Genomic DNA, 11128 nt, shown 5'->3' with positions numbered 1-11128 from the left:
CCCCCTCGACTGCGTCCAATGGATTGTCTACCAACACCCATTGTCCCAGATCAGAAGGGGCATCTTCTCTGTTCCCACACCCCAAACCCCACCCCACAACGGTGGATCAGGGTTCAGTCCGCCGTCCAGGGCGTAGTTGCCGTTGATGACCGCACCGTCGACATCGTCGAGGGAACGGACCAGCTGGGCGGGATCCGTCTCGATGAACTTCAGGTTCTTGGGGTTCTCGCTGATGTCGAGCAGCGTCGGGTCCTTGTCGCCGGTGTCGGCGACGGTGATGAGGCCCGCACTCTCCAGGAGGTCCAGCGCACGACTCAGGTTCACCGGATCATTCGTCAGTGCGATCGCCGCTCCGTCCGTCAGGTCATTGGCGTCAGTGACCTTCTTCGAATAGAGGGCATAGGGCTCGATGTGAACCCCTTCCAAGGCGGTCAGTTCATAACCGAATTCCTCCACCTGCGAATCGAAGTACGGCTTGTGCTGGAGATAGTTCGCATCCAGGTCACCGTCGGCGACCAACTGGTTCAGTCGGGTCTCGTCCGTGTACTCGACGATATCCAGATTGATTCCCGCGTCCGCCGCCAGATTGTCCTGGACGAACTCGAGGATCTTCGCGTGCGGTGTGGGGGCCGCACCGATCCTGATGGTGGTCAGGCCTGAGGCGTCACCCGATACCGCGGACTCCGTGGCTGCGGTGGAACTGCCTGAGCAACCGGCCAGGGATGCGGCAAGTCCGACTGCGACGAGGGTTGGGAGGAGCTTCTTCATCTCGGTGTCTCCGTTCGTGGTGTGTGGTGTCAGGGATGTGGTCGTTCCTGCTCCGCGGGGGGCGAGGAGAGGGGGTGCTCGATGGGTTCTCCGTGCGCCGGGTGCCGGGACGATCGCAATCGGTCCGCGGTGGGTGCCCGGTACGACGGAGCCCAGAGGTGCGAGGGACCCGGGTGACGGGCCACTTGCGCGGGGGTGTCGGGCCTGTGGGTCGGTCACCTCCCCGACCCGTGCGCGGGGTCCAGGCGGGCCGCGAAGCGCGTCCCCAGGATCTGGACCACCTGTACGAAGGCGATGATGACGAGGAGAGTGACGATCATGACCTCCGTCTGGAAACGGTTGTAGCCGTAGGAGATCGCGAGGTATCCCAGTCCGCCGCCGCCCACCACGCCGACCAGTGCGGAGTAGGAGATCAGGGAGATCGCCGCGACCGTCACGTCGGCCACGAGACGGGAACGCGACTCCCTCAGCTGGATCCCCAGGGCGATCTGCCCCGGGGAGGCCCCGGCCAGGAGCCCCGCCTCGACGGTGCCGCGCGGTACCGACCTCAGGGAGATCTCCACCAGACGCGCCAGGAAGGGGAAGGTCGCCACAGTCAGGGGGATGACCGTGGCCTGCCAGCCACTGGCACTGCCCACCGCCAGGCGGATGAGTGGCAGGGCCAGAGTCACCAGCAAGACGAAGGGCAGGGAGATCGCGACGTTCACCAGTGCCGAGGCCGGCCGGTAGAGACGGGGCTGGGGCCGCAGGCCCACAGGAGACACGGTGTGCAGGGCCAGGCCGAGCGGGATGCCCAGCACAACCGTGGCGGCACCGGACCAGGCGACCATGGACAACGTCTCCAGGAACGCCTGCGGGAGCTTCTCCGTCAGGGCCGGGTCGTCGAGGATCCCGAGACCGTACATGTTCACACGCCTCCCCGGGGACGGGTCCCGCACGGCTGTTCCACACGGGTGTTGGTCCCGGAGCCTATTGCCCCGAATCCGGACGGCAATACCGGTCTCCGAAATTGGGAGAATGTAAACGCACGGCCACCACGGGCATTCTGGATTCACAGTCTCCCGCATTCCGAGAATGTGTGAAAAAATGCCGCGGACAATCCACGGAAACCATTTTCCGGAGGATTTGTTCACGTGGTCTCGGATTTCGGTCCGCCATTCCCCCGGACCTTTTCGCGCACGCACGCTCTTCACAACCGGGAAAGCAGGAACCCACCTCCCGCCCCGCCACGGGACGGGGCGGGGCCGCCCTCGTCCACCCGTGTCGGTGGTACGGGCCCGGGGCTTCCGGGCCCACCCCGGTCACCCAGGACGCATGCCCGAGACCCACACCCACACCACGACCCGCACCCGAGGACACCAGCAATGATCGACGTCGAGGAGCTCCGGATGGTCTACCGCACCTCCGACGGGGACATCGCGGCGCTGGACGGGTTGGACCTGCACATCCCCGCGGGTGAGATCCGCGGGATCGTGGGCCCCTCGGGAGCGGGAAAGTCCACCCTGATCCGCTGCCTGACGGGACTCGCGCGCCCGACGTCGGGATCGGTGAGGATCGACGGGCAGGAGATCACCACGCTCTCCGAGCGTGAGTTGCGCAGGCGTCGGCGCTCCATCGGCCTGGTCTTCCAGGACGTCCACCTGTTCAACTCCCGCACAGCTGCGGAGAATGTCGGCTACCCACTGCGCGCGGCAAAGGTGGTGCGCGACGAGCGTGAGGAACGCGTGACCCAGCTGCTGGACCTGGTGGGTCTGGGGGACCGCGGGGAGTCCTACCCCCACCAACTCTCCGGCGGCCAGCGCCAACGCATCGGCATTGCCCGCGCGCTGGCGGCAGAACCCCCGGTGCTCCTGTGCGACGAGTCGAGTTCCGCCCTGGACTGGGCCACGACACGCCAGATCCTCGAACTCATCGCCTGTGTGCGCGACGAGCTGGGCATCACCGTCCTCATCATCACCCATGAGATGTCCGTGGTCCGCCAGGTCTGTGACTCCGTGAGCAGGTTGGAGCGGGGACGCATCACCGAGTCCGGTCGCCTCATCGACATCGTCTCCGAGGGCTCGACCACCCTGGCGGCGGAGTTGATCCCGCTGGCCAGCCCGCCGGTGAGCCTCTCCCACGCCCCATGTCGAGGCGACCCTGTCCTCCACCCGCGTGTCGATCCCGGAGGCACTGCGTGTGCTGGCGGACCTGGAGAACTCGGCAGCGATCACTGCGGGCACCATCGAGACGATCTCGGGAGGGTCGGTCGCCCGGTTCCAGCTCGACGTCCCCGCGGGTGACCGCGCGCGCGTGACCCGACGCCTGCGCGAGGCCGGCCTGCGGGTGGAGGCGGCGTCATGAGCGCACCGATCACTCTGGGAGCACTGGGATCACTGGGATCACTGGGGGCGGTGAGCACCCCGGGCGCGTCAGGGGCACTGGGGGCACTGGGGGCACTGCTCCGGCCTGAGACCCTGACCCGGCCGGGACTCGCCCCCACGCTGGGGAACTGGGTGCTCATCCAGGCGAAGCTGCCCCAGGCGACCTGGGAGACGATCGCCATGGTCGCGGTCTCCACGACCGTCACCCTGGTGCTCGGGCTGCCCCTGGGCGTGCTGCTCACGCTGGTCGCCCCGGGCCGTCTGCGCCCCAACCGTGGCCTGCACGTGTTGCTGTCACTGGTGGTGAACATCGGGCGCTCCACCCCCTTCATCATCCTGATGATCGCCCTGATCCCGCTCACACGGTTGATCGCCGGTACGTCCCTGGGCTGGCAGGCGGCATGCGTACCCCTGTCCGTGGGTGCGGTCCCCTTCTTCGCGCGCCTGGTGGAGAACGCCCTGTCCTCCGTACCACCGGGGGTCCTGGAGGCCTCCCAGATGGCGGGTGCCTCCCTGTGGCGGACCGCCACCGGGGTCCTCGTCCGGGAGGCGATCCCCTCGCTGCTGGCGGCCCTGACGGTGACAGCTGTGACCCTGGTGTCCTACTCCGCCATGGCTGGCACGGTCGGAGGCGGCGGCCTGGGGACGCTGGCCTACTACTACGGCTACCAGCGCTTCATGCCCGACGTCATGACGGTCACGATCGTCCTGACCATCGTCCTGGTCCAGGTGCTCCAGTTCGCCGGCGACCGTGTGGTCAGCGCGGTCTCCCGTGGCTGAGGTCCGACGCCGGCACAGGGCGCGCGGCAGGCAGCGCCACCGGGCGCGCTCCGCCCTCGTCGATGCCACGCACGAGGGCGACGCCGCCTGACCCCACCTCGATTCCTTCCGGGCGTGGACCCGGGCCGAGCGCCGCCGGCCCCGAGCCCCCGAGCCCCCCAGCATCCCGGCAGCACACCCCCACCCACACCCACACGGGCCGCCGACCGGCGGCCCTGAGACCCAGGAGGACCCCATGCCAGAACCCGTCATCTCCCCCACCCCCACCACCGAGGACTTCACCGGCAGGGTCGTCTTCATCACCGGCGCCGGCTCCGGCCAGGGGCGCGCCGCAGCCCTGGCCTTCGCCCGCAAGAACGCCGCCGTCGTGGGCTTCGACCTGGACCGACCCCTCTCCTACCCCGCCTACGTCACCGACGAGTCCCAGGCCCTGGACTCCCTGGGTGAGGAGATCGAGGCGAGTGGGGGTCAGTTCCTCGCCGCCACCGGCGACGTGCGCAGCGCCGTCGACCTGGAGGCCGCGGTCTCGGCGGCCCTGGCCCGCTTCGGGCGCATCGACGTGCTCTTCAACAATGCCGGCGTCGGTTCCTACGCCGAGGCCGTGGAACTCAGCGAGGACCAGTGGGACGCGGTCCTGGACATCAACCTCAAGGGCGCATGGCTGACCGCGCGGGCCATCATCCCGACCTTCGTCGCACAGGGATCGGGGGTCATCATCAACAACTCCTCCATCGCCGGGCTGCGCGGGTTCGCGAACCTGTCGCACTACGTGGCCAGCAAGTGGGGACTGGTGGGGTTGACGAAGTCCTGGGCGATCGAGCTGGCCCCGCACGGCGTGCGTGTCGTGTCCATCCATCCCACCGGCGTCAACTCCGCCTTCAATGACGGGCTGGCCGCGCAGGAGGGCTCCACACCCCTGGAGATCGCGGAGCGCTCGGCGGGCAACCTGCTGCCGGTGCCCTGGGTGGAGGTCGACGACGTCGCGGAACTCGTGCTCTTCCTCGGCTCCGACCGGGCGCGCTACATCACCGGATCCCAGGTCCCGGTGGACGCCGGGCTGCTGACGCGCTGAGGTCCGGGACCTGTGTCCCCCCACCCCGGGCAGGAACGCCCCTTCCACGCGTGCGCACCGGTGGCCGCGAGCGCATCGGTTGCTCCCCCCGCCCCCGCGACCTCATCCGCCACCCCGTCCGCGGGGGCGAGCGCCTCCGTCGTGCCTCCCGCGCGCGCCACCGCCCCCGCCCCGCGACCGCCCGCTCCGGCCACTCCGGCCCCGACGGCCTCGGGTTCCTCCCGGTGCGCGCCCTGTGCGCAGGCTTCGCTGCGGGCACCTTCACACCCCTCGACGTCCTGGAGGAGGTCCTGGGTCGGGCGCGCGGCGTGGCGCGCGACCTGGGTGCCATCTCCTTCCTCGACGAGGGCGGCGCCGTGGAGCAGGCCAGGGCCTCCACCCTGCGGTGGCGACAGGGCCACCAGCTGGGCCCCTTCGACGGGGTGCCCGTCACGGTGAAGGACTCCCTGGCGGTGCGCGGTCTGCCCAGCGTGCGCGGTAGCCTGCTGCGCCGCGACGCGCCGCCCGAGGACACCGACGAACCAGCTGTGGCACGCCTGCGCGAGGCGGGGGCGGTCATCGTCGCGAAGACGACCATGCCGGAGTTCGCGTGGAGCGCGGTCTCGGACTCCCCCGTGTGGGGCGTGGTGCGCAATGCGTGGGATCCCACGCGCACGGCGGGTGGGTCCTCGGGCGGGGCGGCGGTGGCGACGGCCCTGGGGGTCGGGACGGTGGGCCTGGGATCCGACGGGGCGGGGTCGGTGCGCATCCCGGCCTCATTCAACGGGGTCGTCGGCCTGAAGGCCACCTACGGGCGCATCCCCGCCACACCGTCAGGGGCATTCGGCAGGCTCGCCCACATCGGCCCGCTCACACGCACGGTGGAGGACGCCGCCCTGACGCTCGACGTCCTGGCACGCCCGGACCCCCGCGACCCGGATGCCCTGGACGCTCCGCGCATCTCGTATGCGCAGGTCGTGGATCGCGCGGAGGCGTTCACGCACGCCCTGCGCATCGGCTTCAGCCCCGACCTCGGTTCCGGCATCGTGGACGAGGGCGTCGCCGAGGTCGTCCGAAGTGCTGTCGATGCCCTGACCGGTGCGGGTGTGCGGGTCTCCGGGGTGAGGGTGGAACTGCCTGACCTGGGTGCGGAGATGGTGGACCTGTGGTCCGGGGTGCTCGCCGCTGAGCTCGCCGACCTGGACGCGGGGGAGGAGGCACAGCTCAGCCCCGGGCTGCGCGCCGCCGTGGTGCACGGCGGGACCCTGTCGGCCACGGACTTCCTCCGGGCGTCGACACGGGCCCGGGAAGGCGTTGCGGGACCACTGGCCGACTTCCATGCCGACCATGACGTCCTGCTCACGCCGACGCTGCCGGTCACCGCATTCGGGGCTGGGCGCCAGGTCCCCGACCGCTGGGGAGGTGCCGACGGAGGGGAGCGCACGTGGATGTCATGGACACCCCTGACCTGGCCCTTCAACCTGACGGGCCAGCCGGCCGTGTCGGTGCCGGTCGGTGTCGACGGCGACGGGCTCCCCGTCGGTGTGCAGGTGGTCGCGCGGCACGGGCATGACGAGGACGCACTGGCGGTGGCGGCGCTGTTGGAGCGGGCGGTGGCAGGCTTGGGCGTGTAGGTCGCCCACAGCCGGAGGTGCGACTGCATCGAAGTGTGGTCTCGATGGCCCGAGGGCCCTGAGCGGGGCCATTTTCGCATCGAGACCACACTTCGATGTCAGGGTCCCCCCAACGCCAGCGCACAATCACTGCCTGCACCGCATGACAGATACCCCCATGGGGTATAACGTGGATGCATGAGCACCAGAGACGAGCACGATCACCAGCACCACGGCGCACCGGGCCCACAGCACGACCACACCCGGCACGCAGGTCATGCCGGGCACGACATGTCCGGGATGGACATGGGCACCATGGGCTCAATGCCCGGGATGGCCTCGATGCCCGGGATGGACCACGACATGGCGCACATGGGCCACGGCGGGCACGCCGGCCATGTCGCCCGCTTCCGCCGCCTGTTCTGGACGATGCTCGCGGTCTCCGTCCCAGTGGTCGCCTTCAGCCCGATGTTCGCCCACCTCGTCGGCTACGACCTCCCCGCGGGCACATGGGCCCAGTGGGTCTCCCCTCTGCTGGGCACCGTCGTCTACCTCTGGGGTGGCTGGCCGTTCCTGACCGGGGCCGTCTCCGAGATCCGCTCGCGCAAGCCGGGGATGATGCTGCTCATCGGCCTGGCCATCACCGTCGCCTTCCTCGCGTCGTGGGGGGCGAGCCTGCACCTGCTGGACCACTCCCTGGAGTTCTGGTGGGAGCTGGCCCTGCTGGTGGTCATCATGCTGCTGGGCCACTGGGTCGAGATGCGCTCCCTGGCCCAGACCTCCACAGCCTTGGACTCCTTGGCCGCCCTCCTGCCCGATGAGGCCGAGAAGGTCTCCGGCTCGGGCACAGTCACGGTCGCCCCCGCCGACCTGGTCGTCGGTGACGTCGTCGTGGTGCGCCCGGGGGCCGCGGTACCCGCGGACGGTCGCATCGTCGAGGGCTCAGCCGCCGTGGACGAGTCCATGGTCACGGGCGAGTCCCGACCCGTCCACCGCGGCATCGGCGACCAGGTCGTCGCCGGCACCGTCGCCACGGACTCCGGACTGCGCGTGGAGGTCACCGCGGTCGGCGACGACACCGCACTGGCCGGTATCCGCAAGCTGGTCGCGGATGCGCAGGGCTCCTCCTCCCACGCCCAGCGTCTGGCCGACCGGGCTGCCGGGTGGCTGTTCTGGTTTGCGCTGGGTGCGGCAGCTGTGACCGCCCTCGTGTGGTGCCTGCTCGGTCAACCCAGCGATGCGGTCGTGCGCACCATCACCGTCCTCGTCATCGCCTGCCCCCACGCCCTGGGCCTGGCCATCCCGCTGGTGGTCTCCATCGCCACCGAGCGCGCGGCCCGGGGAGGCGTCCTGGTCAAGGACCGCCTCGCCCTGGAGTCCATGCGCACCGTCGACACCGTCCTCTTCGACAAGACCGGCACCCTCACCAGGGGCGAGCCGGCACTGACCGCCGTGGAGGCGGCCGCAGGCATGGACGAGGACCGTGTCCTGGCCTTGGCCGCAGCGGCCGAGACCGACTCCGAACACCCCTTGGCGCGCGCCATCATGGCCGAGGCCCGCACGCGCAGCCTGGACGTGCCCGTCGCCTCCGACTTCTCCTCCTCCCCTGCCGTGGGCGTGCGCGCGAGGGCGGAGGGCTCAGTGGTCGAGGTCGGCGGACCCCGCCTGCTGGAGGAACGCCATGCCACCGAGCTCCCGGTCGCCAGCTCCTGGCGTGAGCAGGGTGCGATCATCCTCCACGTCCTCGTCGACGGGAAGGTGGCCGGTGCCCTGCGCCTGGCCGACGAGGTGCGCCCCGAGTCCCACCAAGCCGTGGATGCCCTGCACGAGCTGGGCGTGCAGGTCGTGATGATCACGGGGGATGCGCAGGCCGTGGCGGACTCCGTCGCCGGGGAGCTCGGCATCGACCGGGTCTTCGCCGGGGTGCGGCCCGAGGACAAGGCCCAGCGCGTGGAGCAGCTGCAGTCGGAGGGTCACAAGGTTGCGATGGTGGGTGACGGCGTCAACGACGCCCCCGCCCTGGCGAGGGCGGACGTCGGCATTGCGATCGGTGCGGGCACCGATGTCGCCATCAGCTCCGCGGGCGTGATCCTGGCCAGTTCGGACCCCCGCTCCGTGCTCTCCGTCATCGAGTTGTCGCGGGCCAGCTACCGCAAGATGCAGCAGAACCTGTGGTGGGCCGCCGGGTACAACCTGATCTCGGTACCGCTGGCCGCAGGCGTCCTGGCACCCATCGGCTTCGTCATGCCGATGAGCATCGGTGCCCTGCTGATGTCGGCCTCCACCGTGGTCGTGGCTCTCAACGCACAGCTGTTGCGCCGCCTGGACCTCAGCCCGGAGCACAGTGTGGAGGTGGTACTGGGGCGTGGGGCCACAACCCACTCCGGTAGCGATGCGCAGCCCGATGCCGCGAAGGAGTCCCGCTCGGCGTGAGGTCGCGACCCGACAGCGGAGACCTTCCGGTGTGAGGACGCCGATGTGACTGCCGAGACCCGTCAGCCCAGATCGAGCGGCGGCAGCTCCGGGCGTTCGTCGAGGTCGGAGAGGTCCACGGGCACGGTCGCCGTGCCGGTGCCCACCGCACCACCCGCGCCCGCTCCCGCCGCGTAGAACACCCGCAGGTCCCCCACCAGCTTCTCCAGGCAGCCCGGGCTCGTGTAGACCATGTGCCCGGCCGGGTAGTAGATGAAGGCGATGTTGGAGCGCAGGGGTGCGGGCAGCCCCAGGTGGTCGATGTCGTACTCGGTCTGGAAGAAGGGCGTGGCCAGGTCGAAGTAGCCATTGGCCACCAGCACCTTCAGGCGCGGATTGCGCACCAGGGCCGACGCCAGGTCCGGCATGACCTGGGGGTAGGTCAGCGTCTGGTCCCACATGGTCTTCGTGTGTCCGGGCTGCTTGTGCTGCCAGACCCACCCCTTGCCCGGCTCCGTGGACTCCCAGTCCATCTCGGAGAAGGCGCGGCGCTCCTGGGTGCCCGTCCACCCGAGTTCGTCGCGCAGGTAGGTGTTGACCAGGGCCCCGTAGGCGGGGCTGATGAAGGCGTCGTCGGACACGAAGGTCTCGTCGTCGGAGGCGGCGTCCAGGTCGAAGCCGGACACGCGCCCGTCGTAGCGTCCCACCACCAGACCCCGGTCGCGCAGCAGCTCCTTGCGGAAGCGCGGATCCAGCACCCGCAGGTCCGAGCGCAGCACGTACTCGGGCGACACCCCGGCCAGCTCGGCGTACCTCCGGGCCACGGCCTGCGCATCGCTGCGTGCCAGGCGGTCACCGCGTGAGAGCGCCTGGCGCAGCGCTCCGTCGGCGAACTCGCGGGCCTCCTGGACGTGGGCGCGCAGCGCCGCGAGGTCTGCGACCGGCCCGGCCCCGGCGATCCCTGGTGCACCGGCGTCGCCCTCGTCCGCGGGGATGCCGGACCCAACGGAGGTCCCGAAGCCGCCCGACGCCCCCGAACCCGCCCGCCCGTGGTAGTGCGCGATGGCGGCGTAGGTGGGGAAGTAGCCGATGTAGGCCTGGTCGTCGGTGCCCACGATGTGGCCGTAGTCGAGGATGTCGGAGAGCAGCACCAGCCCGTTCAGCGCGATGCCCGCGTCGAGGAGTGCGTAGGAGAGCACCGAGCCGCGCACGGTGCCGTAGGACTCCCCGAAGACGTACTTGGGGGAGTTCCAGCGCCCGTTGGCCGACAGCCACCGCTGGATGAACTGGACGAAGGCCGCGACGTCCCCGTCCACGGACCACAGTTCCGCCTTGGCCTCCTCGGCGATCTCGGAGAACCCGGCGCCCGGGGCGTCGATGAAGACGAGGTCGGACTTGGGCAGCAGGGACTGCGGGTTGTCGATGAGCCCGTAGGGCGCGGCCGTGGGGGCGGCCGTGGGGTCGGGGGCCGGGTCCTGCCAGGAGATGCGGCGGGGCCCCAGCGAGCCGAGCAGCAGGAAGGTCGATGCGCTGCCGGGGCCTCCGTTGAACAGGAAGGTCACCGGGCGGGTCGGGTCGGGGTGTGCGCCGTCGGGCAGGGCGATGAAGTCGGCGTGGAAGACGGAGGAGGCGGGGGCGACCTTCTTCGTCTCGACGTGCAGGGTGGCCAGGGTGGCGTCGTAGGTCCACTGCTCGCCGTTGATGTCTTGGGTGTGCCGCGTCGTGTGGGAGGTCGGGGCGGGCAGGGGGCGCTTCGGGGCGCGCGGGTCCGTCGTGGCTGACGAGGGCGACGCCGGTGAGCCTGCGGTGCCGGGCTGTGGGGATTCGACCGGTTGGCCCGGTTCGCGCCGCTGCGGGGGTTGGGCCGTCTGCGCCGCTCCTGCGGGCTGGCCCGCGGTCGCGCCCTGTCCCTGGCAGTCACCTGTCGAACTCACGATGCTCCACCTTCTCGATGCGGTGTCCCTGCTGGTCCAGGATCTCACGCCGTTTCCGCTCCTGTAGCATCCGATCTGATTGGTGAGTTCTCAGCCCTGATCCACCGTTGTGGGGGTGGGGTTTGGGGTGTGGGAACAGAGAAGATGCCCCTTCTGATCTGGGACAATGGGTGTTGGTAGACAATCCATTGGACGCAGTCGAGGGGG

At 70.1% G+C, this 11128-nt stretch carries 8 protein-coding genes; 5 read left to right on the top strand and 3 right to left on the bottom strand.

Features of this window, described 5'->3' with window-relative positions; genetic code table 11:
- Nucleotides 1-27: 27 nt before the first annotated feature.
- A complete protein-coding gene (locus H590_RS16875; RefSeq protein WP_051238643.1) occupies nucleotides 28-768 on the bottom strand; it encodes a MetQ/NlpA family ABC transporter substrate-binding protein in 741 nt (246 codons plus the stop codon).
- 215 nt (nucleotides 769-983) lie between these two features.
- Complete coding sequence (locus tag H590_RS0113260; RefSeq protein WP_028703898.1) at nucleotides 984-1673, bottom strand: methionine ABC transporter permease; 690 nt, start codon at nucleotides 1671-1673, stop codon at nucleotides 984-986.
- 459 nt (nucleotides 1674-2132) lie between these two features.
- Here H590_RS0113260 and H590_RS16870 point away from each other — a divergent pair, with 459 nt between their 5' ends.
- From H590_RS16870 to H590_RS16865, 5 genes are all read left to right on the top strand, one after another.
- A complete protein-coding gene (locus H590_RS16870; protein ID WP_051238641.1) occupies nucleotides 2133-3050 on the top strand; it encodes a methionine ABC transporter ATP-binding protein in 918 nt (305 codons plus the stop codon).
- A gap of 57 nt (nucleotides 3051-3107) precedes the next feature.
- On the top strand, nucleotides 3108-3911 hold the full coding sequence (locus H590_RS0113250; protein WP_084149545.1) for a methionine ABC transporter permease: 804 nt from the start codon (nucleotides 3108-3110) through the stop codon (nucleotides 3909-3911).
- Nucleotides 3912-4146: 235 nt separating this feature from the next.
- Nucleotides 4147-4983, top strand: a complete 837-nt coding sequence (locus H590_RS0113245) for an SDR family NAD(P)-dependent oxidoreductase (protein WP_051238640.1) — start codon at nucleotides 4147-4149, stop codon at nucleotides 4981-4983.
- 50 nt (nucleotides 4984-5033) lie between these two features.
- A complete protein-coding gene (locus H590_RS0113240) occupies nucleotides 5034-6596 on the top strand; it encodes an amidase family protein (protein ID WP_126412599.1) in 1563 nt (520 codons plus the stop codon).
- Nucleotides 6597-6773: 177 nt separating this feature from the next.
- Nucleotides 6774-9008, top strand: a complete 2235-nt coding sequence (locus H590_RS16865; protein ID WP_051238639.1) for a heavy metal translocating P-type ATPase — start codon at nucleotides 6774-6776, stop codon at nucleotides 9006-9008.
- A gap of 62 nt (nucleotides 9009-9070) precedes the next feature.
- Here H590_RS16865 and H590_RS16860 read toward each other — a convergent pair whose 3' ends face one another.
- A complete protein-coding gene (locus H590_RS16860; protein ID WP_051238638.1) occupies nucleotides 9071-10921 on the bottom strand; it encodes a S10 family peptidase in 1851 nt (616 codons plus the stop codon).
- Between the last annotated feature and the right edge of the window lie 207 nt (nucleotides 10922-11128).

Origin of the sequence: Acidipropionibacterium jensenii DSM 20535 (assembly GCF_000425285.1) — a bacterium.
In the GTDB taxonomy this organism is placed as follows: Bacteria; Actinomycetota; Actinomycetes; order Propionibacteriales; family Propionibacteriaceae; genus Acidipropionibacterium; species Acidipropionibacterium jensenii.
Note: the sequence above shows the minus strand (reverse complement) of the source record. Positions and strands in the feature narration are given on the sequence as shown.

Coding starts and splice junctions, on each gene's coding strand:
- H590_RS16875 (WP_051238643.1), bottom strand. CDS start 768: ATGAAGAAGCTCCTCCCAACCCTCGTCGCAGTCGGACTTGCCGCATCC.
- H590_RS0113260 (WP_028703898.1), bottom strand. CDS start 1,673: ATGTACGGTCTCGGGATCCTCGACGACCCGGCCCTGACGGAGAAGCTC.
- H590_RS16870 (WP_051238641.1), top strand. CDS start 2,133: ATGATCGACGTCGAGGAGCTCCGGATGGTCTACCGCACCTCCGACGGG.
- H590_RS0113250 (WP_084149545.1), top strand. CDS start 3,108: ATGAGCGCACCGATCACTCTGGGAGCACTGGGATCACTGGGATCACTG.
- H590_RS0113245 (WP_051238640.1), top strand. CDS start 4,147: ATGCCAGAACCCGTCATCTCCCCCACCCCCACCACCGAGGACTTCACC.
- H590_RS16865 (WP_051238639.1), top strand. CDS start 6,774: ATGAGCACCAGAGACGAGCACGATCACCAGCACCACGGCGCACCGGGC.